The following is a 26,295-nucleotide window of genomic DNA, read 5'->3' on the forward strand; positions in this document are numbered from 1 at the left end:
AATGAAAAAGCCACCCCAAATGGAGCGGCCTTCTTATCGATTCAATCATGAATAAGACAAGGTCCTGCTCCACTTCCCTCCGCTAGTACAAACTAGATCAGGTTCAAAGGGTCCAAGATTTTCTCTTGTCTCAGTCATACATGACTCCCCTAGTGGACTTTTGTCATTTAATTATCTTTACTCTACACATGTGGCGATTTGATGTCAACCGCCGATCTTAATTCAATGTATTGATCGTTGGCAGCTTCTCGATCCCTGCTGCATAGTAGAAATTAAGGACACTGAAGAAATCAATTGGCTTTCCTGTCTTTATATCAACAGCCAAAATATGATCGCCGTAATTAGTCAGGTCATCAATGTCTAAACGCCTTGGCGTTGTCTTTCCGAGAGTATCAACAAAGCTGCTATGGTAGTACTGCCCACTAGCAAACGATGATTCATGATACATAAATAATGTCTCCACATCTAAGTATACAAGAATGGCCTCAGAGGAACTCGCATATGGAGCAGAGTACGATACTGGTGCCGAAATACTTTTCACTTTTACACTGTCAACAGAATGCGTTCTCTGTTGATATTTTCCATCATATGAGAAATAAAATACACGCTCCCATTTATAATCGGCGGTCTTAGATTGTTTGTTATACACTTTTGTACCATTTGCGAAAACATCCCCATTGGCATACGCAGCAACAAAGTATTGCAATGTTGATGACAGGGATTCAGCACCTGTGAAATTTGGTGGGTTTTTTGCGTTCACCTGTAATGTATATGAGTCTCCAAAGTTTCCACCGCTAGTAATACCAAACGCATAATCCCCCGCTGGTAAATTGCTTAACGCAAGCAGACTGCCTGCTGGTTGAATCAGATCCGTTGGATAAGCTTGTCCTTCTTCATAATCAATAACAAATAACTGAACGAAATAATCAGCATTTGGAGAGGTAATCCGGCTGATGAGCGCCTGAGGGGACGATGTACTTAAGAACCATAAATCAACTGGATCTTCCTCGTTTAAAACTGCCGATTGATTAATAGCTAGTCCATCAATAGAGCGAACGGCAGACGTGCGCATCTTTCCATCTGCAGCCGCTTTTCGTTTAATACTTATTCCCTTTTTCTTATCTACTTTAAATGATTTTTTTACTTCCTTCTGTTGAACCGCAGTCCCTTTATCCTGCTTTTCAAACGACTCTTGCACTTGCTGAATGGCTTTTTCAGTCAGTGGCGATACTTTTTCACTTGATTTTGGTGCATCTTCTGCTTTGATTGCTGGTGAAAATAAACCTGTTGTGACCAATAAAATAGACAGTAAGGCGGCGGTGATTTTGACATAAAATGCTCTCACAGGAACATCCCCTTTTCCCTAATTTGGGTTTTTTACCCTGTGATTATTTTACCATTTTTCTAATACTTGTTTTGGACTTTTTAGGAAATTTTCATAAAAAAACCAGCCGTATGAGTCACGACTGGTTTATTTGATGATTTATGCAATGGTTTTGACAAATAAGCGTGCTGTTTCTGCACTTGATCCTGGATTTTGTCCAGTAATAATTTGTCCGTCTACAACAGCGAATGGCGCAAATGCATCGCCTTTTTCAAATGCTGCCCCTTGCTCGCGAAGTTTTGTTTCCAATAAAAATGGAACTTTAGATGTCAGCTGAACAGCATCCTCTTCCTCGTTTGTGAATCCTGTTATTTTCTTGCCGTCGATAAATGATTTTCCATCACGATCCTTCACATCAACAAAGGCAGAAACGCCATGGCAAACTGCCCCAACGGCTCCATTTTTGTCTGAAATCGCTAAGATCGCATCGGCAACCAATTGATTGGACGCAAAGTCGATCATTGGGCCATGTCCTCCAGCAAAGAAAATGCCATCATACTCAGCTGGGTTTACATCTGTCAGTGCCTTTGTGTCTTGAAGTAATTCATACACATCTTGATATTGTGCTGGAACTCCTTCAGGAATTGAATTTTTATCGATCGGTACTGTTCCACCTTTTATTGAAACAATTTGCACGTTGAGTCCATTTTCTTTAAAAATATGAAATGGCTCGGCCAATTCTTCTAGCCATAAGCCTGTAGGGTGTCCGTTCATTTCTGAGCTGCTTGTTGATACTAATAAAACGTTCTTGCTCAACTTTATCATCCTTTCTATTTATCATGTGACTATTTTATATTTTGCACAATTAAATATCAAGCAATCAGACTTGGAGACAACTCTTTATGTTATACCCGATTTTTTAAAAAATATAGCCTCACTTCAAATCTAATCATTCTGTCACATTCTATTGACAGGGAATTTCATGTAAAATTGTGATGAAATGATATAATATGAGAAACAATTGACAGACCTCTTGCGCTAGAGGGAATTTAAAAGGAGTGGAAAAAGAGATGAAAACCTATTCGATTGTGATGATTATCATCACGCTCTGTATCATATTGGCTGTCTTTTTAATGAATCTTACGGGCGTCATGTATGGAAAAATCATATTGGCTGTCGCTGTCGCCCTTTGTCTTACGTCCATTATTCGTTTGATGGGAATGCGTAAAAGATAAAAGCCGCCCTCTAGGGCGGCTTTACCGTGTAGACAAACCCCTCGCATTCAGTGTCAGTCCTGCGCTTCGGTGCTCACCAATGTCAAATTCGCTCCGATGCTCGTCCTTCCTAAACTGCAAAGGTTTTCTATCACGCTGATAGGATTATATAGCCAGGATAAGTGCAATTAATGCAAGAAAAGCTGGTAACCCTTGTTTGATGATAATCGATTTATTAGACGTCACACCGCCAAATACTGCTGCGATGAACACACAAAGAACGAAAAATAGCTGAATCATATATCCTACGGTATTCGAACCAAGAATGAGCCCCCAAATGAGTCCAGCAGCTAGAAAGCCATTGTATAGCCCTTGATTAGCAAACATCACTTTCACATTTGGATCCTTTTGTAAGTGTTCAGGCAGATTGAAAGATCTTTTCGCCATTTTTGATTCCATAAAAAACATTTCTAGTAACATGATGACAATGTGCTCTAAAGCGACAATACCTACTAAAATCATTGCTAAAATATTCAATTTAGTGAATTCCTTTCTGATAGACGGTCTCGTATTTGTATTTTGTCCGTGTATAAATCAAAGTCTTGGATTAGCTCTAACGCCTCATGAAAACGACTTTGTGGAATGTCTTTCATTTTTCTTACACCAAATTCCTTTTTAATAAAAGCCATGATGGTATTAATATGAAGCTTACCGTGGCCATCATACTCTAAATGGCTGCAAAAAGTCTGCATCGTCCCTCGAATCACCTTTAATTGCTTGGCAGTGACACAACTCATTGGTAACGCTCATCCTTTCTTGGTTTTTTAACAACTAAAAAGAACATTGAATGAAAGAAAAACCTTCCAATCTCTATTATATAATGGTTTCATTCGGATATCAAAATAAAAAAGAACAAACATTCGATCAAAGACGAGTCATACGCTAAAAATCCATGTCTTAACGTATCAAAAAGCCGGATTCATGGATAGAATCCGGCTTTTTGTTTAGTTGCTTTTAGAAATTAATACCTTTCCAACAGAACGGTCCTTACTTTGTCCGACGACTTTAAAGGATAGGCCGTATGTTGGCACATCACGTCCTGCATCCGGGTTATTTGGATTCACATAGTTCTTTTTATCACTAAATGTACGCGTTGGGCGGATATAGCGATCCTCTAAGGTTAAGCCTGTTGTCGCTGTATAATCAATATTCAGCTTCGTGCTTGGATTCAAAGAGAATGCTGCATCATGTACTTGGAAACCTGTCGCTGCAATAGAGCCGTCACTCCATTTCAACACTTGTTGATCTGCATCTACGACTCCAAGGAAGCCGTTCCCTGGATGTTTTCCAACCCAGTTATCACTGTACGATTGATCGACGTACCACACGACCAAACCGTTATTATAGCTCATCAGACTTGCTCCTCGTTTGATATGCTTTAAGCCTTTATCGACATCAGCATAAGAGCGCCATTCTAGTAAATAATACTGAGCGGCATATTGTTTTCCATTAGATTGAGAGAATCCGTTAAAAGTGAACGTGGACGTTCCCTCGGCATCATCTGACCACACTTTTGATCCATCTGCTGTAATCTTTAGATCATCTACAAATAAACCTGGCAGTGAATATCCTGCATCGGTTGTATAGCGGAATTGCAGATCGATCTTCTTCCCTGCATAAGCAGAAAGGTCAAAGGATGCATCTACCCATCCATCTGATTTCCCATCGATGCCATTGCCTTCATTCGCTCCTGCCTCATTTCGATCATTCGTAATATTACCAGCAATGGTTGTCCATTTGTCTGTCCCAGTTTCACGAACTTCTACATACGCATAGTCATAATCTTCTTCGATATCGTACCATGCTTTAAACGTAAGCTCGGCTTTGCTTCCCTTCGACAAATCAATCCCTGATGTCGTCATGGTAGCATTCAAATTGTCACCTGTTCCGCTGAAGTATGAATATTGCCCTTGTGCAGGCTGAGTGACCACAATCTCTTTATCTGGCAAATCGACTCGAACCGCATCATGGTTGGTTCCTTTTGTTGCTGCTTCATCGATTAAAACTGTTTTGCTTTTTGTTAATGTCTTACCATCAATGGTTTTTCCAGAAAGCCAGTTGCCGCCATGCAGGTTTTGAAGCATTTCTTTTGCATATGGACTAAAACCTGTTGGTTCCGTACCAGGTACTTTACCTGCCCAGCTTCCGCTTGACATGATAGACCAATAAGAAACGGGCTCTCCTCTGCCTGTGTATTGTGTATCGTATTCATCAGGCAGACCAAGATCATGTCCAAATTCATGTGTGAACACGCCTGCTGCGCCATCTTCAGGCTCAATCGTATAATCTAGAGCGCCTAACTTTCCGCCTTGACCCACTTCTGATTCAGTGTTTGGAATCTCAAATACATCACCAAGTGACCAGCGATGCGACCAAATCGCGTCAGAGCCAAGCTGTCCGCCGCCAGCTTCTTCACCTACGCCAGCGTGTACAACCATGAGGTGGTCAATGATACCGTCCGGCTCATTATAAACACCGTCTCCATCCATATCATAGCGGTCCCATTGATCATATTCACCAAGGTCAATGTTTGGATCCTTTGCCGCTGCTTCGAGGGCTTCTTTCACCAATTCGCGCGGTCTGCCGTCACTGCCTGATTCGTCTGGTACGTTCCCGCCATAATATGCTGCTTCATGCTTGGCTGTATACCATCCAGCTACTGTTCCACTAATCGTGTAGCTTCCACCGGACTGCTTTTCATAATACTGCTTCATAGATACTTTTCTTTTACCATCTGGACCGATGTAGCCATTTTTTCCGAAAAGCATATCTTGGTAATGCTGCTGATCGTACTTGTCATAGTACATATCAGTCTCTTCTTTTTTAATACTATTATGCTTATAATCTTTAAAATCTACTAATAAGACCAAAACTTTATCATTACGGACGTCGCCTTTATATTTTTCCTTTTGCACCGGCTTTACTTGATTGCCTTCTTTTCCTTTATGCTTCTTTAACTTTTTCTTTTTGGCTAGTTTATTATGTACATTTTGTTTGTATTCTTTTAGGAATTCAGGTTCTTCTGTTAAGGTACTTGCGCTTTGTTTCATCGCTGCTTCTTCTTTTTTCTTTAGGTAGTTCTTTAATGCTTTTTGGGTTTCTGCCTCATTGGCATTCTTTTTGATCTTTCCTTGTTTTTTCAAGGCTTTGATGAGGCGGTCTTCATTGACAACACTTGCGTCGAATGGAATACCTGAATAATGACCACCATCTGAGGATGTTGACTTTTCTGAGGTGTGGGCAGATAGAGGGGTGCTGAAAGCTGTCAATGTGCCTAAACTGAGGACAGCTGTTAGTGCGATGCTCGTCCATTTCCCTTTTTTCATATTGGTTCCTCCCTAATTTGGTAATAAATAATATCTAATTCTAGCATATTCCAATATACTTAAGTCGAAAAACATTTTATTTTCAGAAACTTTGTGGAAAAAGCACAATACGAGATTGAAATAGGTGGAACGAATTGTCGAAAATAAAAGAACCCTAGGCTATAAATGCCTAGGGTGTTTGTTGTTTTTCTATGAAAGCTGCTCTCCTTGATATGCAACAACATCAAGTGGAGCGGCTAAAAATTCTTTTGCCTTTGCGACGAAAGCTTGGAAATGTGCACTTGCATTATGGCTTTGAACCGCTGCTTCATCTTTCCACACTTCTACCATTAAAAAGGTGTTTTCTTTCTCTGTATCCTTGAAAAGCTTGTAGGACACATTGCCTGCTTCTTCCTGTGAAGCTTTCATTAAACCGTTGATTTCTTCTAGAAATACGTTTTCTTTCTCTGGATGAATGGTCATCCCTGCATGAATAATAATCATATGATCGTCTCCCTTTTTTTAAAAATTATTTCCACTCTGTGATGCGATCGATCGGTAAACGGTAAGAAGCATAACCTTCGTCAGCCGCTTTCCCAATGGATAGAAGCATAACTGGTACATAGCGCTCTTTATCCCAGCCGAATGTTTCAGCGATGACTTCTTTGTCATATCCGCCAATTGGGTTTGTATCATAGCCATGCGCACGAGCAGCAAGCATCAGCTGCATTGACACAAGTCCACCGTCAATTAAGATCGTTTCACGATTCACTTGCTCTGGAAGAGCTTCAAAATGTGCAGTTAATGCAGCAATTTGTCTTTCTTTTACTTCCTGCGGCATGTAGCCATTTTCTACTGCTTTTGAATAAATTTCTTCTAAGTATTCATTGTTTTTCATATCTGCAAACACAGCGATGACAGCTGATGATGTAGCTACTTGTGTTTGGTTGAATTTTGCGAGTGGTGCGAGCTTTTCTTTTCCTTCTGGGCTGTCAATGACCATGAAGCGCCAAGGCTGTGCATTCACTGATGATGGTGCTGTTGTTGCCTCTTCTAAAATCTCCGTCATTTCTTCTTTGCTAATTTTCACTGCTGGATCATAGTTACGAATGGAGCGGCGTCCTTTCATAATTTCCATAAAATCGTTTGTTTTTAATGTTGTAGCCATGTTGAAACACTCCTTTAGGTTGTTTGAATCTTTTCGATGTTTTGTTGTATTCGGATGAGCACATCAGTGAGAAGCTTTCGTTCTTCGTCACTTACGTTTTCAAGCATTTCTGAGATAAATCGTTCTTTTTCTTTTTTAGAAGCTTCGATTCTTGTTCTGCCTTCTTCTGTCAGACGAACAAGCGTGACTCGATTATCTTCCGGCTTTCTTCTGCGCGTGACCATTCCTTTTGTTTCTAACTGTTTTAAGTGACGCGTCACAGCCGCACTATCAATATTTACTTTTTTCTGCAAATCGGACTGGCTGATTTCGTCTGCTTGAAATAACAGTGATAGCAACTCTAGTCTTGATTGGCTGATGCCCGTGCATGCTTCGAACTTCACGCCCATCATACGGTTCACACACTGCAAACGGTATAATACCTCTGCTTCTTCAGAGCAAAATGCAGTCAATGCCATCCCCTCTTTTCTATTCAGATCAATTAGTTGATATATCAATCATTGACTCGTCAACTAATATACACCCATTATTTCATGATTGCAAGAGGTTTGTTTCATAAAGTGAAATTTTTTATTTCAATTAAAAAAGACGAGCTTTTGCTCGTCGTAGACAAAGGGCTAAAATGTAGTTTATTTTAGCCCTTTGTCTTCTTTTCAGCGTGAAAGAAAACCTTTGCAGTCTAGAAAGGACAGCTACTTTTGCGGAGCGAATTTGACATTCGTGAGCACCAGCGCGCAGGACTGACACCGAATGCGAGGGTTTGTCTTCACGCTGGGACGAGCTTTTGCTCGCCTTAAGAACTTGGTGTCGATGTTGGTCCCACATAGTAGCTGATAAATCCAATGATCATCAAGACAACAAAAATAAAGAGAATGAGTTTGAGCATTCTCATGGTTTATCCCCTCCCACTCATCTAACTTATCATATCTAGAAGAAGCGCTACCTAAAATTTACATAAAAAAAGACAAAAGCGATTCATCACTTTTGTCTTCTTCTCTTTATTCTGTAATCACTGTATGAATCAAAGTCGGAGCATCAGCATGGTCAGCGATGCGGATGTTGTCATAAATTTTCTCCATGACATTCGCAACATCTTCACGATTTGCATGCAGCGTCACGAGAGATTCACCTTTTTCTACACGATCGCCTACTTTTTTGTTGAGCATGATGCCAACAGATAGGTCGATATCGTCTTCTTTTGTTGCACGTCCTGCTCCAAGAATCATCGCTGCAACACCGATTTCGTCTGCGACGATTTCAGCGATCACACCTGATTCTTTTGCCGGCACTTCGATTTGATAAGGTGCTTGTGGCAGTTTTTCCGGTTGATCTACAATCGAGCCGTCTCCACCTTGGTTTTCTAAAAATTCCTTGAATTTCTCAAGTGCTTTGCCGTTTTTCATGACTTCAATTAGCTTTTCTCTTGCTTCATCAAGTGTCTCTGCTTTTTTCGCAAGAACGACCATTTGACTTCCTAATGTGAGCACAAGCTCGTTTAAGTCTTCAGGGCCTTCGCCTTTAAGCGTGTCAATCGCCTCTTTCACTTCAAGGGAATTTCCAATCGCTAATCCTAGCGGCTGAGACATGTCTGAGATGACAGCCATCGTTTGTCTGCCAACATTATTTCCGATACGAACCATTGCTTTTGCAAGCTTCTCAGAGTCTTCAGGTGTTTTCATGAAAGCACCTGCACCTGTTTTCACATCTAGTACAATGGCATCTGCGCCAGCAGCGATTTTCTTACTCATAATCGAGCTTGCAATGAGCGGGATTGAGTTAACAGTTCCTGTTACATCACGAAGGGCATACAGTTTTTTATCAGCAGGTGTCAGGTTGCCTGATTGTCCAATGACCGCTACTTTATGACGGTTCACCAGCTCGATGAACTCGTCTTTTGTAATTTCAACGTGGAAGCCTTTGACTGCCTCTAACTTGTCGACTGTTCCACCCGTATGTCCAAGACCACGCCCAGACATTTTTGCAACAGGTACATCAAGTGCTGCAACAAGAGGAGCGAGTACAAGCGTTGTTGTATCGCCTACACCGCCTGTTGAATGCTTGTCTACTTTAATGCCGTCGATAGCAGACAGGTCAATTGTGTCCCCTGAGTTTGCCATAGCGAGTGTTAAATCTGCACGTTCTTGATCCGTCATATCTTGGAAGAAAATCGCCATCGCCAAGGCACTTGCTTGGTAGTCAGGAATTGTTCCGTCCGTATAACCTTTGACAAAGAAAGAAATTTCCTCTGAAGATAATTCTTTTCCGTCACGTTTTTTCGCAATGATATCTACCATTCTCATTGTTTTCACCATTCCTTTTTTAGTTTAGTAAATCAAACCGACAACGCCTGCTGTTAAGAAGCTGACGAGTGTTGCACCGAATAACAGCTTTAACCCAAAGCGTGCGACAACGTTTCCTTGTTTTTCATTTAAGCCTTTCACTGCTCCAGCAATGATACCGATAGACGAGAAGTTCGCAAATGACACAAGGAATACAGAAATGATCGCTTCTGTACGAGCAGTGAAATGAAGACCGTCGCCAGATAGAGCAAGCATCGCTACAAATTCGTTAGATACCATTTTGGTCGCCATAATACTTCCTGCTTGTACCGCTTCACTCCAAGGTACACCAACAAGGAAAGCAAATGGTGCAAACACATATCCAAGTACATCTTGGAAAGAAACACCGATGGCAGCTGTGAAAATACCATTAATCATCGCAATTAATGCAACGAATCCAATCAACATCGCAGCCACAACAATGGCTACTTTGAAACCATCCATAATGTATTCGCCGAGCATTTCGAAGAAAGATTGTCTTTCTTCTTCTACGACTTCAAGCATGTCTTCGTCTTTAGACACTTCATATGGATTGATGATAGACGCAATAATAAATCCACCAAATAGGTTCAGCACAAGTGCTGTAACAACGTACTCCGGTTTAATCATTTGCATATACGCACCGACAATGGACATTGATACAGTCGACATCGCAGATGCACACAATGTATAAAGACGCTGTTGAGGTAATAATCCAAGCTGCTTCTTAATGGAAATGAACACTTCGGATTGACCTAAAATCGCTGACGCTACGGCGTTGTAAGATTCTAGTTTCCCCATTCCATTGACTTTACTAAGCAAATACCCAATTCCGCGTACGATCAGCGGAAGGATACGCCAATGCTGCAGGATACCAATCAAGGCAGAAATGAAGACGATCGGCAGCAAGACATTGATAAAGAAAGTTGACGCATTATCATTCATTAAACCGCCAAATACGAAGTTGATCCCTTCACCAGCATAGCCTAGAAGCATTTGGAATCCTTTTGCAAAGCCCCCGACTAGGAAGTTCCCAACACCTGTATTGAGCAGAATATAACCTAAAATAAATTGCAGTACAATCATGACAATGACTGGACGGAATTTCACTCGCTTTTTCCCGTTACTTGCCAGCCATGCAATGGCGAGAATCACCAGCAAACCGATAATACCAATGACGTATTTCATGTTTTTCCTCCTTGAATGAATTCGTTTACATTAATGTGCTTGTATGGAACAAACCCTATTTCGCAAACAAATTGCGGAAGAAAATCCCAGAAATGAGATCCTTCCGCATATGACTTTTTCATCATCTAATGAGTCATGAATGTTATCCTACCATAGGATCGTATGAATTAATAGTCTTTAGAAGGAGCTGATTGATCCCCTTTAATAATGGAAACGCCTGCACTGGCACCAATACGGGTTGCGCCTGCAGCTGTCATCGCTTCTACGTCTTCTTTTGTTCTCACGCCGCCTGATGCTTTGACACCGATGTCAGGTCCAACTGTTTTACGCATTAATGCGATGTCCTCAGCTGTTGCACCGCCTGTACTAAATCCAGTCGATGTTTTGACGAAATCAGCGCCAGCTTTTACAGAAAGTTCACAAGCTCGTACTTTCTCTTCATCTGTGAGTAAACAAGTTTCAATAATGACTTTCACTAAGGCTTTGCCTTTTGCTGCGTCTACAACGGCACGAATATCTTGTTCAACTGCATCATATTCGCCATCTTTCAATGCCGCAATATTGATGACCATGTCCACTTCAGTTGCACCGTTTTCAATGGCATCCTTTGTTTCAAATGCTTTCACTGCTGTTGTGTTTGCACCTAACGGGAAACCGATGACTGTACATACATCAACGCCTGTCCCTTCTAGTTCTTTCGCCGCAAGAGATACCCAAGTTGGGTTCACACAAACGGAAGCAAATTGGTATGTCTTTGCTTCTTCTAGTAACTGCATGATCGCAGCTTTAGATGTATCTGGTTTTAGTGCTGTATGATCAATGAGCTTTGCTATTGTCATGATTCACACTTCCTTTTAAATATGATACTTTCATCTTAAATGACTATTGAACAATTGTAAATATAGTTATGAAATTTTGTTCATCTATTTTGTGACATTTAAAAGAGCTCTTGCTGTGTGCTGATCGATCATCAATACGTTCGCATATTTTCCTCTCAGCGCCCCATGGATAGAGGCAACCTTTCGATGTCCACCAGCCACAAGAATGGAGCGCTCTTTCGTTCTCAAATCATCCAGCTCCACACCGATTGTGCGATTGTTAATCGCTTCACTGCAAATGCGTCCTTCTTGATCATAAAAACGCGAACAGATATCTCCAACACTGGATGTCTTGAGCAGCGCCTTTTCTTCTTCACGGAAATAACCAAGCCTAAACAAAAGCGCCTCATCTCTTACCGTCCCAACAGTAAACACAGCGATATTTGCCTGTTTGCCCATTTCAATAATGCGCTGAATATGTCTGTCCTGTTCGACCATCTCTTTAACGGCGGCACTATCGAACACAACAGGCAGTGGCAAATAGCGTGGTGCCGTTTGAAAAGCTGATGCAAACAGCTGAATCGTTTCTGCAGAATATGTATTCACATGTGAATGGCTGATTCCACCTTTCAGCTGAACCACTTCTACCCCTTTTACCTGTTTAGGTTGCATCTTTTGAGCAATTTGATACATCGTGGTGCCCCAGCTCACTCCAACGATATCGCCGTCTTTCACCGTATTTTGAAGATAATCTGCACCAAACCGGCTCAAGTAATCCGTAATCGTTGGATAATCGTCCTTTGGTGAAAATACCACATGAGCCTCGAGCAGATCATATTTTTCTTTCAGCAATAAGGACAGCTCATTTAAATCCTCAAATGGGTCCATCACTGTAATTTGGACGTACCCTTTTTCCTTCGCATACTGAAGCAGACGAGACACCGTTGGCCTCGACAGGTCAAGCTGCTTGGCGATTTCCTGCTGACTGTAATCAGATAAGTAATAGAGCCTTGCTGCTTCAATACTTAATTGCTGTTTCTCCCGATCCATTCGTACGCCTCCTTTTTTCCTCTATCATAACAAATTGTTCACTTCACCATGCACAAATGTTCATTTAAAGAAAATGGTGTAGGCTGCGTGAAAGGTCTCTTGCTTCTCTAAGGTTTGAATGCCGAATTTCTCCTTATACTGCCCGTTTGTCCCTTCCATATCAGCGATCCCATAACAAGGCTCAATACAAACAAAAGGAGCCATTGTTCCCTTTTCTTGATCATATGGAGACCAAATACCAACGAACGGAAAACCACTGAGATCGACCTCAACGCCGTGACCTGCTTGAGAAGTCAATGATACTTGATCAATATGACTAAAGATCATTGCATCGTTCTGAAAAAGTTCTGGGCGAAGTTGAATCGGCTCAAACTCAACACCTTTCTCCTTCTCTCTCACAAGTGAATCATGAAGTTCATATTGAACTGGATCATGTTCGGTGGAAGGTATCAATGTGAGTGAATAATCAGCTGTCTGCTCGCCTTCAACAAGCGGGACATGAAATGCCGGATGTCCACCAATCGAGAAATACATCGTGCCATCTCCTTCATGAACAATTTCCCAGGAAATCGTTAGTCCATTTTCCGACAGTGCATAACTGATGCGCGCTGTAAATTCATACGGATATTGTGACGTGTGACGGCCATTTGATTGATATTGAAAAACCACCTGATCTTTTGCTTCTTCAAATAGTTCAAAATCAACATCACGCAAAAATCCATGCTGCGAGAGTTGATACGTTTGATCGTCTATCTTGTATTGATCATCCTTCAACCGTCCGACAATCGGAAATAAGACGGGCGACACCCTGCCCCAATAAGCAGGGTCACCAGACCACATATATTGACGTCCACTTTCTTTATGAAGCACCTCTCTCACCTCGGCACCTCTCTCATTGATTTGAACCAATAACAGATCATTTTCAATCGTTTTCATTCAACACATCCCCTTTCCTTCTTTTTTTATTATGACAGGGATTTTCGGTTTGAGTATAAAAGAGTTAGTTAGAATAAAAAAGACTTCTCCCTTCTAGGGAAAAGCCATTAAAATTACTTATTCATCATCATCTTGTATAGTCCATCTAAGGCCTTTGATTTGTTTTAATCTCTCAATTTCTTCTTCGTTTTCAGGAAAAATATAGCTCTCCTCTTCATGTGAGCTTGAAACCAGCCACTCTTTCCCATTTTTGAAGAATGATAAATCTTCCAGTAAATTAGGGTGAACCCACCCGTATAGAGAGTTCGAAAGTTCTTTTAACAGATTTTTTGTGTGTTCATTGGCATAATAATAATAAACATATGCTGTTTGACCATCTCCTAGAATCGTGGTAGCCCATTCAGACTCTTCCTTCATTTCTTTAAGAGATGGTGAAAGTTTATCTAGAATTTCACGATAATCGGCAAAATCAGCAAAATCTTTTCTAAAAACTAATTGGAACTCATCACATACTTCACAACATATATCGATGAGCGCATTGTATTCCTTCTTTCTTGGTTGACGATTAAGAACAATCATCGAAAACCTCCTCTATCTGGATTTTTTATCTAGGGGCGCCAAAAAAAGCATGTGCTCCAGTTCTTTCATATTTACCTTTTAATTTATAAACTGGATGATAGTGATAATGTTTATTTTTACCTTTTTTGTCAATTTCCGCACCTATTACTTTTCCAATCGGACTGGCTGCTTTAGCAATAGATTGTGCATTGCTTTTGGAAGTAGACCATGTATCTTTTTTCTGAGCTAATCTTTTTACAGCGTTTGCACGACTTATACCTTTTCCAATAAATAAATGAGGTTTATCTTTGTCTCGATAAGCAATAAAGTGATTATGTTTATTATCTTTCCTTTTTATAAATTCAGAATAAGCAATATAGGTAACACCTACTACTGTTACTGCAAGTCCCAAAGCTAATAAATGTTCTAATAGAACTGCCCCAATAGCAATACCAATAGGAATAACAAATGCAAAAGATGCTTGAATATCTTCAGAATTCACTTCATATTTCTTATCATCTTTTGTATCTTTAAACGTAACCTCTAAATTATCATTTAAAAGTGTCTGCAAGTCAACTTCATAATCCTTTGAAACCTTTTCACCTTCACTGCCAATTTCTTCAGTTTGATAACTGATTTCTGCTGTTTTTTTATTTAGAGATAGAATACCAGTTACTCCGTCTTGCTCCTGTGAAATTACATATTTTTCATTACTATCTTCTAAAACATGAAAATCTTTTGTGGTAACAGCCTCTGTTTTATTTGGAAATTGGAAAAACAAAGTTATAACCAGCGATAGACAGATAACAATTGAGATTAACTTACTTATTTTATTCATCCTAAACTAAACCTCCGAGTTTCTTGTTTTAAAAAACAATTTTATTCAAATAATCATCAATACCATTTTTTTAATATTTTGTATACTTGTTGATTTAAACTTTCTTCAGAATTAATATTAAAACGTTCCCTATACTGTAAAATTAAGCTTACTACACCTGTAATATGGGCACTCGCTAAAGAGGTGCCACTTTCAATCGCATAGTTGTTATGAGTCCTAAGAACTGGTATATCTACACCAGGAGCAGCAAAATCATAATTTCCTTTAGATGAAAATTCTGCTACCTTCTTATGCTTATCCACAGCGGTGACAGAAAAAACATTCTCATAAGCAGCTGGGTAATCCATTTTCCTTCCATACTTATTACCAACAGCAGCTACTATAATTATGTTTTTTTGTATTGCTTTGTCTATAATCCTCTTAACAGATGGATCATCTTTCATTAATCCAAAGCTAGCATTGATAACATCAATTTTATTATCAATACACCATTTAACAGATTTGACAAAATTTTTTATTGAGCCCTTGCCTTTTGAATCTAGAATTTTAACAGGATATAACTCTACATTCTGCGTTATCCCTACAAGTCCAATTTCATTATCATTAGCTGTGATTATTCCAGCTACAGCCGTACCATGCCCTAAACTGTCCTCTTGTTCTCCTCCTGTACCAATTGTGTTAAGTCCTTTTTTAACTTTACCTATCAAATCAGGGTGTGTCCCATCTATCCCACTATCAATTATTGCTATTCGTACACTTTCTCCTCCTCTACTATTTTCCACATGTTTTTTTGTTAACTTTATGCTCCATGGAACCTGTTGATGAATATTACTAGTGAAGTTTAAATTTTTTGAGTGCAATTCAAAACACTTAAAATAAATAAAAAGAACTATTAATATTATCAAAAATCTTTTTATCAAACTATTGATTCAACACCACTCCTTTTTCCATATATTATTCTATATTATGGTTTTTAGTCAATATAAAACCATAAATGTTATATATTAATATGCTGATTTACAATAAAATTTTATTGAAAAAAATTCAAACTAAATATTTTGCGTTGACGTCTATTATATATACAATATATAAGTGTCCTTATTTAAAATAAAGACGCGTTTGACATTGATGGGGGATTCTTTTTCATGAACAGCAAGGAAAACCGTTTACGTTACATATTAGGATTAGATGGGCTGAGAGCTGTTGCCGTATTGGCGGTCATTGCTTATCACTTACATATTGAACCCGCAAGCGGCGGGTTTCTTGGCGTTGATTTGTTTTTTGTGATTTCTGGTTACTTGATTACAACCATCTTGCTGCATAAGCAGGATTTGGGCTATCAAGAGCTTCTGCCTTTTTGGATGGGCCGCATCAGAAGGCTGCTTCCAGCTGCCTACGTCATGATTTTTTTAATCGTCAGCTGGTGCGCCATTGCTGGTTCAAATGCATTAATGTCCATTCGTGGCGATGCCTTATCGTCCTTTTTTTATGTGAGTAACTGGTGGTATATTTTTCATCAGCTCTCTTACTTTGACAGCTTCAATGCTGTATCTCCACTAAAAAATTTATGGTCTTTGGCGATTGAAGAGCAATTTTATCTCATTTGGCCTGTACTGTTGATTGCTGGACTGAAATGGGTGAAAAATAGATCCCATCTTCCTATGATCACCTTTGGTCTGGCACTTGTATCTGCGTTATGGATGGCCATTCTCTATTCACCGGATACTGACCCAAGCAGGATCTATTATGGAACAGACACACGTGCGTTTGCACTCCTCATCGGGTGCAGTCTTGCATTTGTCTGGCCCATGCACAGACTTTCCAGCAGAAAGTTACTTCCTGTCGGCAGACGTATGTTACAAATAGCCGGATTCAGTTCGATGGTCATTTTCCTCTTATGTGTTTATGCAGTCGACGAATTTGACGGCTTTCTCTACCAAGGCGGTATGCTTTTATTCTGTTTGAATGCAGCGATCTTAATTGCGTGTGTCTGCCATCCTGCCAGTCTTATTGGGAAATGGCTGTCTTTTCAACCACTCGTTTGGCTCGGAAAGCGGTCTTATGGCATCTACTTATGGCATTATCCAATTATCGTGCTGACCACACCGGTCATTGAGATTGGACAGCCTTCCATAGGACGTGTCACATTGCAGCTCATCGCAATTCTACTCATATCAGAGGCTTCCTATCGTTTGATCGAACAGCCGATTCGTAAACTCGGGTTTAGACACTATTTTGCCTCTTGGTCGATTTGGAAAACAGGAATCAAGCAATGGTCTATGTCCAACAAAGTGTTTCTTGGGATTGCCGCAGTCCTTTTGATTTTATTTACCATTGGCATGTCTAGCTCGTCTCATACATCCCCACATGCCAAGGAAGTAACACAAATTAAGACAGCGCCCCAAAAGGCAGGCGGTCAGACAGAATCAAAAGTGAAGAAAAAGAAAGACAAACATGAGAAAAAAGCAGCGGATCCTAAACAATTTAACCAAGTTCTTGCCATTGGTGATTCCGTCATGTTAGACATTGCTTCAAATTTAGAAAAGGCCTATGAACCCATCACCATTGACGCAAGGGTCGGAAGGCAAATGAACGAAGCCATCCGCATCGCCCCTCAATATGCTTCTTTTAACAAGGCTGATGCCGCTGTTATTATTGAGCTTGGCACAAATGGTTATTTTACAGAGGGGACTTTGACCTCATTCATTCAACATTTCTCGAAGGCTCATATTTTTCTTGTGAACACTCGCGTTCCAAGATCTTGGGAAAATGATGTGAATGCAGTCATTGAGCGTGTGGCCAATCAACATCACAATGTGAGCTTAGTCGATTGGCATTCAGCCGCTACCGGACAGCCATCCTATTTTCAGCCAGATGGTGTTCACCTTTCCACAAAAGGCTCTGACACATTGACTGAGCTCATTAAAGCCAGTATCAAGAAAAAAGGAGATGTGTCCTCAGCATCATAAGAAGACTAGCATCCTGTGAAGAGAGATTCAAAAAAGACATGCTTTCCTATGATTGGAGGCATGTCTTTTTTGTGATGGATGAGCACAGAGCTGCATTATGTTTTACTTTTAAAAGACCAAATGATGACAGGGATGAGAATTAACGATAAAATTCCTCCGCTTAAAGATAATGTAGCATAACTCGTATTCGCAACGACCATTCCTGAAAGGGCACCGCCAGAAGCACCTGCTAACGCAACAAAAACATCGAGTGTTCCTTGGGTTTTTGCCCGGGATGATGGTTCTGTAGAATCCACTATTTGAGCAGTACCACTAATTAAACCAAAGTTCCATCCCAATCCAAGTAAAGACAAAGCAATGATTAATAGAATCATTGAATCACTTGGTGCGAATGCTGCTAATAAACCAGCAAGTAACAATGTGATGCCCGACGCTATGCTCATAGCTGTTCGTCCTAGTTTATCTACAAGTACACCCGTGATAGGTGAAGGAAGATACATGGCCCCTATATGAAAACCAATCACAATGCCCACTTCGGCTAATCCATGGCCATGATGCTGCATATGCACCGGTGTCATGGTCATGAGTGCCACCATGACAATCTGAGTTAAAATCATCACTGTGGCACCTACTGTAAGCCCTTTTTTATCTGTTTTTTTATCAGCAGCATCTGCTTTATTTCCATGACCATGTTCTGCTTTGTAAGTTGCTATTCTTCGGGCAATGTCTAATGGATCAGGACGCAACAGAATAAAAAGGACAAGACCAGCTACAATAAATGCTACTGCTGATAAAATAAAAGGACCGGCAAGTGCTGGAACACCAATGGACACTGCAAATTTACCCATCACTTCAACTAAATTCGGACCTGCTACTGCTCCAAATGTTGTCATGACCATTGTTGTACTAATGGCAGTTGCACGCTGTTTAGAATTCGCTAAGTCCGTCCCCGCATAACGCGCTTGTAAGTTCGTGGATGTTCCTGCTCCGTAAATGAAGAGCGATGCAAATAATAAAATGACACTATTCATCATAGCTGCCAGCACAACGCCAATTGCTCCGAGCCCTCCAGCAACAAAACCTGTCGATAAACCGATGCGTCGTCCATAACGTTGCGAAAGCTTTCCTACAATGAAAGCTGACCCAGCTGACCCCAAAGTAAATAAAGCGATTGGGACTCCTGCATAGGCTTCAGTTCCAAGCATTTGTTGCGCTAAAATGGCACCTACCGTAATTCCTGCAGCTATTCCAGCCCCTCCAAATATTTGCGATAGACTGACAACGAACAATACTCGTCTATATAAATTTTTCAATTTTTGGGGTGAATCTATATAATTCTTCACTACATCTTGTTCTGTATCTAACACTTGTAAACACCCACTTGAGATTTATTTGCCCAATGTAACCATTATATCAGCTCCGACTACAATCCTTGATTAAATCTCTTCCACCTCTCGGCCATTTACATGGCGAGCAAGCTATTGTTTTCGGATCATGAATAAAGCGCCCACATGACTGACCTGTACTTTTGAGCTGATGCGTATCTTTTGTCGTTTTCTTTTATGCCGTTAAAAGACTGGCACTCAATGCTAATGCGTGCTTTTCGTTCGTTTTTTGATCCACCAACGCAAAATTACCATTCTCATACGCTAATGAAAATAATTCTTCGATATGAAAAACTCCTGCCTGAAACTGCTTGCTCAATACATGCAGTGCCACAGCACTGGCGACTTGAGCTGTTGCTTGAGACTCATCGCGACCTTTTATTCCAAGCGCTGCTTGATGAATTTCGTTACCCTTCATTCCTACCGCTTCCACTTTCACTGCATATTGATCTGTACCCATTTGAGCAGATTGAATCAGTGAAATGGCTCGTTCCTTGATTTTCGGCATCGTGAGAAGGGACGTCATTCCGAGTTTCCTTGTGAGAGCAAATGCACGTGTCGCTACACCAGAATCAAAACAGAGCCTTGTTGTCACAGAAGGCACATGGAGCGTCGAAGGCAATGTTTGCTGGTCAGAGAAAGGAAACTGATAGGCTTGCCGCTTTCCAAGCGTTTTGCCAAAATCAATGCGTTTCCCTCCAGTAAAACTTTTGACTTTCTTTCGCTGATGATTCTTCGTCAGCTCATAATCCGTATGCACATGATCAAGCGTCCATTCAATAGCTGCTTTTCCATGCTGGTCACCTAGCCCAAGCATGATACTAATATCAATTTGCTCCACAGAGGTCAGAATAGATGCCGCCTTCGCTGCAAGCAAATTGGTGAGACCAGGTGCAAGACCTACGCTCAGCACAGCCGTTGCGTTCAATTGCTGTTGATGGACCTTTGCTAGCTTCTCAATATAGGCTCCTTTTGCCGAAATATCGAGATAATCAATACCTGATCGTAAGCATGTTTCAGCAAATGACGTGTCATCTTGATCCAGACACATGATCACGAGTTTCGTTTCATCCATCCAGTCCGTATCCATTGGTTGTCTGACGTCTATCTGAAATGGACGTACACGCCCATTTGTTTGGCGTGCAAATTGTTCAGCCTTCTCATAACTTCGGCCAGCCGCAAAGACTTGGCCTGGATACACGTCACTTAATTGAAGACATATTTGCTGCCCCACATGTCCATAACCGCCTATCACCATCACTTTTGACCTCATTTTCCAACCGCCTTTCTATTGCCTCTTTTACAAACAATCCCTTTGATCATGCCCGCTTGAAAATAAGGTCTGATGTCTTGAAATCCTGCTTCGGTTAATTGTGCTGTCATTTTTTCTTCAGACACGGGATATGTTGTGACACCCAGCCTTTCTCGGAAGGATGTAAACACTTCCTTTCCCAAGCCTTGACGATTCATGAATAGAGAAAGCATATGAAGCTCCTGCTGAAATGCAGGCGTTTCTGGGTCTCCTTGAATAAACGCCAACACGAGAGGCGCCCCTGGTTGAAGCCGGCGGGCGATCTCCTGTAAAAAGGTCAGTTGATCTTTTACAAAATGAATGACAAGCAAACTTACTGCTGCATCGTACAACTTTTCAACCGGCACTTTGTCTAAGGCCATCTCATACCATGTGACGCGATCTTGCATATGAAGCTGTGCCACTCTGCGCTTGGCCATCTCAAGCATGGTTGGAGATGGATCAACCCCTGTGATATGCCAGTCTTTATTTCTTTGAAGCATGTTGATAATCTCTTCGCCCCCACCTGCTCCGACTGTTAACATGCGAGAAGCCGCTCCCATTAAATCGATTTCTACTCTATCCACTGTCAGCTCATGCAAAAGATGATAGCCCGGTACTTTATGTGCAATTGTCGCTGCATAGGATTCAGCAACAGGATCATGCCAATGTTGATTTACACTCATATGTCTTCTCCTCCAGTTTCCGCTTTGCTTCGTTTCCTTTACACTAACGGTATGTTATCTTCATTGTAAGAAGATAGATGAGAAAAAACGATCCCTAAAAGTAGGGATATTGAGGAGGAGATCAAATGAACAATCCAGCCGCTCATTTTCAGCAGCTGAGAAAAAGCATTCGAGATGAACTTGCTGCTATCTGTGATTTTGATGCTGCCTGTATCACAACCATTGATCCAGCTACTCTCCTCTCGACGGGTTCTTTTACAGATGAACCGATTGAAGCCATACATAACGAACTGTTTCAAAATGAATATTTAAAAAAAGATGTGCACCAGCATGAAGATCTAGCGAAAGGTCCTGTCCACGCTGCCAGTCTCGTCCAAAGCGGAGAATACATCAATAGTGGTCGATACCAGCACATTTTGTTGCCTAACGGATGGGCAGATGAATTGCGGGCAGCCCTTGTGATTCAAGGTGAATGCTGGGGAATTGCCAGCCTTTATCGGAAAAAGGAGAAGGAACCTTTTCATGAACAAGATATACAAGCGGTTAGTCGCCAAACACCAGCACTCGCAGCCAAGCTGAGAGATGAACTTTTTAAAAGAAGAGAAACGGAAGAAGATGAAACGGCGGAACACCAAGGCTTCCTCATTCTTTCACACGATTACCATCTTCTTTATGGAAATGAAACCGGACTTCATTGGCTCCACACCTTCCAAACCTTTGAGCAAATTCATGACGGTGCCATCATGCCCCGTCCGTTTAGAGCATTAGGTGCTAAGCTTTTATATGGCGGCGGTGACCAAACAGCGGTCAGCATCACCAGAATGCCGACAGGGCGTTTTCTCTCTCTTCAAGCATTTCGTTTAGCACAAGCAGCCGGGCACGAAGAGGCTGTCATGATTCATATTAAACGAGCTCAAACAAGTGACATTCTTCCTTATATAGCGAAAACATACCGGCTGACAGAAAGAGAAATGAACGTCCTAGACTGCTTAATAAAAGGACAATCCACAAAAGAAATTGCCAGTACGTTATTTATCTCGCCTCATACGGTGCATGATCATGTAAAGGCGATGCTCGAAAAAACAAATTTGAACAGCAGACGTATGCTTGTTTACTTTTTCTCACACATATAAAAAAGCGGCTACCTCATTGGTAGACCGCTCTTTCTTTATTTTCCGATGACTCGCTCATGCAAGATATGTGCGACTCCTGCTTCGTTATTGGATTTTGTCACAACATCCGCAACTGCTTTGACATCATCAATGGCATTTCCCATCGCAACGCCACAACCTGCAAATTCCAGCATCGACACGTCGTTCCCATTGTCACCAATCGCCATCACTTCTTCACGAGAAATTCCCAGTTCATGCGCTAGAAGCTTCACGGCATTCCCTTTGCTCACATCAGGATGAAGAATTTCTAGGAAGAAATCTGTGCTTTTTACCATCATGTACTGATCCTTCACTTCAGATGGAATGGCTTGTATCGTCTTTCCCAAACGTTCTGGCTGATCAATATACATCATCTTCGGAAGTCTCATGGATGGGTCTGCCTCTTCGACAGGTAAATACTTAAGCGGCAATTTCGTTAAGTACGATTCAAGTACCGTGTATTCACTAATATCCCGATTTGGTGTGTATAGATGAGCTGAATCGAAATAATGCATAGGTGTATCCAGCTGACGGCTCAGTTCATATAAAGAAGTCAAATCATCATAGGATAAAGTTAATTCTGATACGACTTCATTTGTATGGCTGTTTTGTACAAGCGCTCCATTATAGGCGATGACATAATCCCCCTCTTGATCAAGCTGCAGCTCTTTTAAATAGCGATGCACCCCGCCAATCGGCCGGCCTGTACATAAAACAATTTTAACGCCTTCTGCCTTCGCCTGTTGAATGGCTTCAAACACCTCATCCGGCACCATATGCTGATCATTTAATAACGTACCATCCATATCAATTGCGACTAATTTATACATTCACTGCTCCCCTTTTCTCAGCAAAACGTGCTGTCACTATTTTGAGTGATCATCTACATGATCACATGCTGTTCACCATACTATGTACCTATTTCAGCCTATCGTTTTTTTCTCACACTGTCTACTTGTTCATATCTGTAACAAAAAATCACTTCATCCTCATCTATTATAACCTATTCTATGAAATCCGCTGTGAATAGGACAGACCTGTCATTTTAACAGTATGAAAAGGAACAAATGTTCATCGGAGAATATTTTGAAACTAGCAAATCTAATTGTATGATGGATAGCAAAGAAAGGAGGTGCAGGGAATGATTACATTTACGAGAGGAAAATTGTCAAAAATGTCTGGTGTACATATTGAAACCATTCGTTTTTATGAAAATGAGGGTGTGCTCCCCGAGCCTAAGAGAGCACATAACGGCTATCGTTTATATGATAAAAAATATGTACTCATGCTATCCTTTATCACTGAAGCAAGAAAGCTAGATTTCTCACTCAAAGAAATTCGAGAAATTATCACGTCACTATTCGAGAAACAGTCGAAAACAGAAGCGGAACAGCTGCTCGAACAAAAAGTAGAAGATATTCAAAAATCCATTCAAGAGTTAAAAAAGAGGAAGGCGGCCATTCAACTGTTAACGAAACAAACATTAGCTAACATTAGTTAATTGTAGAGGCTGCCAAAGATGTGCCGGTATTTTTTACTGGCACCCCTCTGCGCCTAGCTGTTAAGTACACGTTGTATGAAAACATCAGGTATACTAGAGACAGCTTGACGTGACATCAATCGCATGAAAGGGGTTATGAATAGAATGAGAATAGCAACCATTGGAACAGGTGTGATTGTTGAAGGTTTCCTCCAGGCAATTGAACAGCTTGAAGGTGCTTCTTGCCACGCTGTCTATTCAAGAAAGGAAGCTACGGCAAAGAAACTCGCAGATCAATTTGGGGTGCAAACGACTTATACGGATTTAACCGCTATGTTAGAAGATCCCCACATAGAAGCGGTATATATCGCATCACCCAATCGTTTACATAGCGAGCATGCCACGGCTGCATTGAAACACGGAAAACATGTGATTTGCGAAAAGCCTTTTACCTCTAATGTGAAAGAGCTAGAAGCCTTAATCGCTCTCGCAAAGGAAAAGCAGCTCTTCCTATTTGAAGCCATTACGACCGTTCATATGCCCAACTATCATTTAATCAAAAAACACCTTCATCAATTAGGCAGAATCAAACTCGTTCAATGTAACTATAGTCAATATTCAAGTAAATATAATCAGCTGCTCGCCGGGGAAACGCCGAATGTCTTTAACCCAGAGTTTTCTGGCGGTGCCCTCATGGATATTAACATATACAATGTTCATTTCATTATGAATCTATTTGGTTCACCGAAAGACGTTCGTTACCAGGCCAACCGCCATCCAAACGGCATCGACACATCTGGTGTTTTAACTTTTACTTACAATGATTTCATCGCCACAAGTGTTGGCAGCAAAGATACAAGCAGTATGAATTTCGCTTTGATTCAAGGGGAAAAAGGGTTCCTGCATGTGAAAAATGGTGCGAATGGCTGTGAGGAAGTGTTGCTGCATATAGGAGACCAAGTCACTTCACTCAATGCACAAACCAATTCAAACCGCCTGTTTTATGAAGCAGAGGCATTTCAGCATATCATTGAAACCGGAAATGTCGAAAAATGTTATGAATGGCTTGATGACAGTCTTTCTGTCATGAAGGTTCTTGAAGCCGCTAGGAAAGACGCCGGTATTGTTTTCCCAGCAGATCATGCTTAATTAAAAAACCGCCTTCTGTGAAGTGACCCCCTAAATTTAGACGCGTTTTTTTATGAGACAGCTTTCGAGGCATGAGTTCGATATTGTATCGGACTCATGCCTTTTAGTTTTGTCTTTATACGTGTGTGATTGTAGTAGTCAATATATTGTTCAAGTTCTTGCTTGAAGTGTTCGATGTTCTCAAATTTTTTTAGGTATAGAAATTCAGACTTTAAGATACCAAAAAAGTTCTCGATAACTGCGTTATCGTAACAGTTACCTTTTCGGGACATACTCTGTGTAATCCCACGCTTTTTTAAGTCGTGTCTATATTGCTTCATTTGGTAATGCCATCCTTGATCAGAATGTATCATTGGTTTCTCATCTTCATCTAAACGATTGAACGCCTGATGAAGCATCGTTGAGACGAGTGAATAAACAGGTCTTGAACCGACTGTATAGGTAATGATTTCACCATTAAATAGATCTAATATGGGCGAAAGATAGAGCTTCTGACCAAATAACTTGAACTCCGTTATATCTGTGACCCATTTCTCATTTGGCCTATCAGCTTGAAAATGACGAGCCAATATATTAGGCGCTATTTTGTTCACTGTGCCTCTGTATGAACGATATTTCTTCACTCGGACCATGCATTTTAGCCATAGAACTTTCATGATGCGCTGGACTTTTTTGTGATTTACCTTTTGTCCTCGGTTGATTAGTTCATCACGAATCCGGCGATATCCATAACGTCCTTGATGTTCCTGATAAATGGTTTGAATCATCTTTTTCAGTTCGACATCCTGATCAGGACGATCTAAATGCTTGATCAAGTAATAGTAGGTACTGCGTGGAATACATGCGAGCTTAAGAAGTGATTTCACCGGATATTGATGCCTTAAATCATAGACTACTTGCGCTTTGTCTTGTTTGGTGATTGTTCCTTGTTTTGAACTAAGGCATTCAACTTTTTTAAATACTCATTTTCCATGCGCAAATGTTCTACTTCTGCCTGTAAAGCTTCCATTGAACCTTTCGTTATGTCTTGTTTTCCAGTTTTCTTTTTCATAGACGGACGCCCCTTTTTCTTAGATTGAAGGGCGTCTACTCCTTGTGTTTTCAAGATGCGCTTCCAGTTCCAAAGCGTGGTATCAGAAGGCAGGTTAAAGAGTGCAGCTGTTTCCAAGATAGACGTCCCATGTTCATTCATATAATCAAGTACGTCTAGTTTATATTGGACTGGATAATTTGTATATGACTTTGAAAAAGCTTTTTCGCCATGATATTGATACTTTCTGACCCAATATTGAAGTATGCTTTTGTGCACGCCAATCTGTTTTGCAATTCCAAGCAGGGGTTCGCGGTCAACGAGGTATCGTTTTACCGCTTTGATTTTATCTTCAATTGTAAATTTAGCCAAAAGAA

The 26,295-nt window shown here is 40.8% G+C and carries 25 protein-coding genes, 1 pseudogene and 1 riboswitch; of the genes and pseudogenes, 5 read left to right on the forward strand and 21 right to left on the reverse strand.

Annotation, left to right across the window (positions count from 1 at the left end):
• Window positions 1-57: 57 nt before the first annotated feature.
• A riboswitch (TPP riboswitch) is annotated at window positions 58-161 on the reverse strand.
• Between the two features lie 56 nt (window positions 162-217).
• Window positions 218-1,345: a hypothetical protein gene (locus ACSBQP_RS12850; protein ID WP_017368357.1), complete on the reverse strand. Its 1,128-nt coding sequence runs from the start codon at window positions 1,343-1,345 to the stop codon at window positions 218-220.
• 138 nt (window positions 1,346-1,483) lie between these two features.
• Window positions 1,484-2,140 (reverse strand): type 1 glutamine amidotransferase domain-containing protein, encoded by a 657-nt coding sequence (locus ACSBQP_RS12855; protein ID WP_017358640.1) that lies wholly within the window; start codon window positions 2,138-2,140, stop codon window positions 1,484-1,486.
• A gap of 227 nt (window positions 2,141-2,367) precedes the next feature.
• Between ACSBQP_RS12855 and ACSBQP_RS12860 the strand changes: the two are divergent.
• Window positions 2,368-2,559, forward strand: a pseudogene (locus ACSBQP_RS12860) (hypothetical protein); the annotation flags it as partial.
• Between the two features lie 144 nt (window positions 2,560-2,703).
• On the opposite strand, the gene ACSBQP_RS12865 reads toward ACSBQP_RS12860, so the two are convergent.
• The 14 genes from ACSBQP_RS12865 to ACSBQP_RS12930 all read right to left on the reverse strand — a co-directional run bounded on the left by ACSBQP_RS12865 (window position 2,704) and on the right by ACSBQP_RS12930 (window position 15,697).
• Window positions 2,704-3,075 (reverse strand): DUF1304 domain-containing protein, encoded by a 372-nt coding sequence (locus ACSBQP_RS12865; protein ID WP_007498006.1) that lies wholly within the window; start codon window positions 3,073-3,075, stop codon window positions 2,704-2,706.
• Window positions 3,072-3,335 carry an ORF6C domain-containing protein gene (locus tag ACSBQP_RS12870; protein ID WP_008345710.1) on the reverse strand — a complete coding sequence of 88 codons (264 nt, stop codon included), beginning with the start codon at window positions 3,333-3,335 and terminating at the stop codon, window positions 3,072-3,074. Before ACSBQP_RS12870 ends, ACSBQP_RS12865 begins: the two co-directional genes overlap by 4 nt.
• Before the next feature lie 207 nt (window positions 3,336-3,542).
• On the reverse strand, window positions 3,543-5,924 hold the full coding sequence (locus tag ACSBQP_RS12875) for an immune inhibitor A domain-containing protein (RefSeq protein ID WP_335350492.1): 2,382 nt from the start codon (window positions 5,922-5,924) through the stop codon (window positions 3,543-3,545).
• Window positions 5,925-6,113: 189 nt separating this feature from the next.
• Entirely contained in the window at window positions 6,114-6,407 is a 294-nt protein-coding gene (locus ACSBQP_RS12880; RefSeq protein ID WP_008345714.1) for a putative quinol monooxygenase, read from the reverse strand.
• Window positions 6,408-6,432: 25 nt separating this feature from the next.
• A complete protein-coding gene (locus ACSBQP_RS12885) occupies window positions 6,433-7,071 on the reverse strand; it encodes a nitroreductase family protein (protein WP_008345716.1) in 639 nt (212 codons plus the stop codon).
• A gap of 14 nt (window positions 7,072-7,085) precedes the next feature.
• The gene (locus ACSBQP_RS12890) at window positions 7,086-7,529 is read right to left on the reverse strand and encodes a MarR family transcriptional regulator (RefSeq protein ID WP_008345718.1); all 444 of its coding nucleotides are present in this window, start codon (window positions 7,527-7,529) and stop codon (window positions 7,086-7,088) included.
• Between the two features lie 540 nt (window positions 7,530-8,069).
• Complete coding sequence (locus ACSBQP_RS12895) at window positions 8,070-9,371, reverse strand: pyrimidine-nucleoside phosphorylase (RefSeq protein ID WP_039164991.1); 1,302 nt, start codon at window positions 9,369-9,371, stop codon at window positions 8,070-8,072.
• A 24-nt stretch (window positions 9,372-9,395) separates the two neighbouring features.
• Window positions 9,396-10,577, reverse strand: coding sequence for a NupC/NupG family nucleoside CNT transporter (locus tag ACSBQP_RS12900; protein WP_017358632.1), 1,182 nt, complete (start codon window positions 10,575-10,577; stop codon window positions 9,396-9,398).
• Window positions 10,578-10,744: 167 nt separating this feature from the next.
• Window positions 10,745-11,416, reverse strand: a complete 672-nt coding sequence (deoC, locus tag ACSBQP_RS12905; RefSeq protein WP_007498018.1) for a deoxyribose-phosphate aldolase — start codon at window positions 11,414-11,416, stop codon at window positions 10,745-10,747.
• 84 nt (window positions 11,417-11,500) lie between these two features.
• A complete protein-coding gene (locus tag ACSBQP_RS12910) occupies window positions 11,501-12,445 on the reverse strand; it encodes a sugar-binding transcriptional regulator (protein WP_007498020.1) in 945 nt (314 codons plus the stop codon).
• Window positions 12,446-12,505: 60 nt separating this feature from the next.
• Window positions 12,506-13,381, reverse strand: coding sequence for an aldose 1-epimerase family protein (locus ACSBQP_RS12915; RefSeq protein WP_435028468.1), 876 nt, complete (start codon window positions 13,379-13,381; stop codon window positions 12,506-12,508).
• A gap of 117 nt (window positions 13,382-13,498) precedes the next feature.
• Window positions 13,499-13,960 (reverse strand): hypothetical protein, encoded by a 462-nt coding sequence (locus ACSBQP_RS12920; protein ID WP_047947038.1) that lies wholly within the window; start codon window positions 13,958-13,960, stop codon window positions 13,499-13,501.
• A gap of 25 nt (window positions 13,961-13,985) precedes the next feature.
• Window positions 13,986-14,777 (reverse strand): SAR2788 family putative toxin, encoded by a 792-nt coding sequence (locus tag ACSBQP_RS12925; RefSeq protein ID WP_047947039.1) that lies wholly within the window; start codon window positions 14,775-14,777, stop codon window positions 13,986-13,988.
• Window positions 14,778-14,833: 56 nt separating this feature from the next.
• Window positions 14,834-15,697, reverse strand: a complete 864-nt coding sequence (locus tag ACSBQP_RS12930) for a S8 family peptidase (RefSeq protein ID WP_160757851.1) — start codon at window positions 15,695-15,697, stop codon at window positions 14,834-14,836.
• A gap of 225 nt (window positions 15,698-15,922) precedes the next feature.
• Between ACSBQP_RS12930 and ACSBQP_RS12935 the strand changes: the two genes are divergently transcribed.
• The gene (locus tag ACSBQP_RS12935; RefSeq protein ID WP_394157335.1) at window positions 15,923-17,746 is read left to right on the forward strand and encodes an acyltransferase family protein; all 1,824 of its coding nucleotides are present in this window, start codon (window positions 15,923-15,925) and stop codon (window positions 17,744-17,746) included.
• A 95-nt stretch (window positions 17,747-17,841) separates the two neighbouring features.
• On the opposite strand, the gene ACSBQP_RS12940 is transcribed toward ACSBQP_RS12935, so the two are convergent.
• The 3 genes from ACSBQP_RS12940 to ACSBQP_RS12950 all read right to left on the reverse strand — a co-directional run bounded on the left by ACSBQP_RS12940 (window position 17,842) and on the right by ACSBQP_RS12950 (window position 21,108).
• The gene (locus ACSBQP_RS12940; RefSeq protein ID WP_017368368.1) at window positions 17,842-19,113 is read right to left on the reverse strand and encodes an MFS transporter; all 1,272 of its coding nucleotides are present in this window, start codon (window positions 19,111-19,113) and stop codon (window positions 17,842-17,844) included.
• A 193-nt stretch (window positions 19,114-19,306) separates the two neighbouring features.
• Window positions 19,307-20,404, reverse strand: coding sequence for a saccharopine dehydrogenase family protein (locus ACSBQP_RS12945; RefSeq protein ID WP_060832773.1), 1,098 nt, complete (start codon window positions 20,402-20,404; stop codon window positions 19,307-19,309).
• A complete protein-coding gene (locus ACSBQP_RS12950; protein WP_206114106.1) occupies window positions 20,401-21,108 on the reverse strand; it encodes a class I SAM-dependent methyltransferase in 708 nt (235 codons plus the stop codon). Before ACSBQP_RS12950 ends, ACSBQP_RS12945 begins: the two co-directional genes overlap by 4 nt.
• A 125-nt stretch (window positions 21,109-21,233) precedes the next feature.
• On the opposite strand from ACSBQP_RS12950, the gene ACSBQP_RS12955 reads away from it, so the two are divergent.
• On the forward strand, window positions 21,234-22,241 hold the full coding sequence (locus ACSBQP_RS12955) for a helix-turn-helix transcriptional regulator (protein WP_048001194.1): 1,008 nt from the start codon (window positions 21,234-21,236) through the stop codon (window positions 22,239-22,241).
• 35 nt (window positions 22,242-22,276) lie between these two features.
• Here ACSBQP_RS12955 and yidA read toward each other — a convergent pair whose 3' ends face one another.
• Complete coding sequence (gene yidA / locus ACSBQP_RS12960; RefSeq protein WP_135226485.1) at window positions 22,277-23,089, reverse strand: sugar-phosphatase; 813 nt, start codon at window positions 23,087-23,089, stop codon at window positions 22,277-22,279.
• A 311-nt stretch (window positions 23,090-23,400) separates the two neighbouring features.
• On the opposite strand from yidA, the gene ACSBQP_RS12965 reads away from it, so the two are divergent.
• Both ACSBQP_RS12965 and ACSBQP_RS12970 read left to right on the forward strand, forming a co-directional pair.
• Window positions 23,401-23,760 (forward strand): MerR family transcriptional regulator, encoded by a 360-nt coding sequence (locus ACSBQP_RS12965; RefSeq protein WP_007498034.1) that lies wholly within the window; start codon window positions 23,401-23,403, stop codon window positions 23,758-23,760.
• 144 nt (window positions 23,761-23,904) lie between these two features.
• Entirely contained in the window at window positions 23,905-24,888 is a 984-nt protein-coding gene (locus tag ACSBQP_RS12970) for a Gfo/Idh/MocA family protein (RefSeq protein WP_046344808.1), read from the forward strand.
• 50 nt (window positions 24,889-24,938) lie between these two features.
• Here ACSBQP_RS12970 and ACSBQP_RS12975 read toward each other — a convergent pair.
• Window positions 24,939-26,290 (reverse strand): IS3 family transposase gene (locus tag ACSBQP_RS12975; protein WP_435028469.1). Its coding sequence is split into 2 segments (ribosomal slippage): window positions 24,939-25,846 and window positions 25,846-26,290, totalling 1,353 coding nucleotides; the frame shifts between segments, so codons are not numbered across the junction.
• Between the last annotated feature and the right edge of the window lie 5 nt (window positions 26,291-26,295).

The sequence above is a fragment of the Bacillus sp. G402 genome, from assembly GCF_051172515.1.
GTDB lineage: Bacteria > Bacillota > Bacilli > Bacillales > Bacillaceae > Bacillus > Bacillus altitudinis.

Excerpts from the sequence above, each read along its gene's own strand:
- ACSBQP_RS12870 (WP_008345710.1), bottom strand. The coding sequence starts at position 3,335 with ATGAGTTGTGTCACTGCCAAGCAATTAAAGGTGATTCGAGGGACGATG.
- ACSBQP_RS12875 (WP_335350492.1), bottom strand. The coding sequence starts at position 5,924 with ATGAAAAAAGGGAAATGGACGAGCATCGCACTAACAGCTGTCCTCAGT.
- ACSBQP_RS12880 (WP_008345714.1), bottom strand. The coding sequence starts at position 6,407 with ATGATTATTATTCATGCAGGGATGACCATTCATCCAGAGAAAGAAAAC.
- ACSBQP_RS12885 (WP_008345716.1), bottom strand. The coding sequence starts at position 7,071 with ATGGCTACAACATTAAAAACAAACGATTTTATGGAAATTATGAAAGGA.
- ACSBQP_RS12890 (WP_008345718.1), bottom strand. The coding sequence starts at position 7,529 with ATGGCATTGACTGCATTTTGCTCTGAAGAAGCAGAGGTATTATACCGT.
- ACSBQP_RS12895 (WP_039164991.1), bottom strand. The coding sequence starts at position 9,371 with ATGAGAATGGTAGATATCATTGCGAAAAAACGTGACGGAAAAGAATTA.
- ACSBQP_RS12900 (WP_017358632.1), bottom strand. The coding sequence starts at position 10,577 with ATGAAATACGTCATTGGTATTATCGGTTTGCTGGTGATTCTCGCCATT.
- deoC (WP_007498018.1), bottom strand. The coding sequence starts at position 11,416 with ATGACAATAGCAAAGCTCATTGATCATACAGCACTAAAACCAGATACA.
- ACSBQP_RS12910 (WP_007498020.1), bottom strand. The coding sequence starts at position 12,445 with ATGGATCGGGAGAAACAGCAATTAAGTATTGAAGCAGCAAGGCTCTAT.
- ACSBQP_RS12915 (WP_435028468.1), bottom strand. The coding sequence starts at position 13,381 with ATGAAAACGATTGAAAATGATCTGTTATTGGTTCAAATCAATGAGAGA.
- ACSBQP_RS12920 (WP_047947038.1), bottom strand. The coding sequence starts at position 13,960 with ATGATTGTTCTTAATCGTCAACCAAGAAAGAAGGAATACAATGCGCTC.
- ACSBQP_RS12925 (WP_047947039.1), bottom strand. The coding sequence starts at position 14,777 with ATGAATAAAATAAGTAAGTTAATCTCAATTGTTATCTGTCTATCGCTG.
- ACSBQP_RS12935 (WP_394157335.1), top strand. The coding sequence starts at position 15,923 with ATGAACAGCAAGGAAAACCGTTTACGTTACATATTAGGATTAGATGGG.
- ACSBQP_RS12945 (WP_060832773.1), bottom strand. The coding sequence starts at position 20,404 with ATGAGGTCAAAAGTGATGGTGATAGGCGGTTATGGACATGTGGGGCAG.
- ACSBQP_RS12950 (WP_206114106.1), bottom strand. The coding sequence starts at position 21,108 with ATGAGTGTAAATCAACATTGGCATGATCCTGTTGCTGAATCCTATGCA.
- ACSBQP_RS12955 (WP_048001194.1), top strand. The coding sequence starts at position 21,234 with ATGAACAATCCAGCCGCTCATTTTCAGCAGCTGAGAAAAAGCATTCGA.
- yidA (WP_135226485.1), bottom strand. The coding sequence starts at position 23,089 with ATGTATAAATTAGTCGCAATTGATATGGATGGTACGTTATTAAATGAT.
- ACSBQP_RS12965 (WP_007498034.1), top strand. The coding sequence starts at position 23,401 with ATGATTACATTTACGAGAGGAAAATTGTCAAAAATGTCTGGTGTACAT.
- ACSBQP_RS12970 (WP_046344808.1), top strand. The coding sequence starts at position 23,905 with ATGAGAATAGCAACCATTGGAACAGGTGTGATTGTTGAAGGTTTCCTC.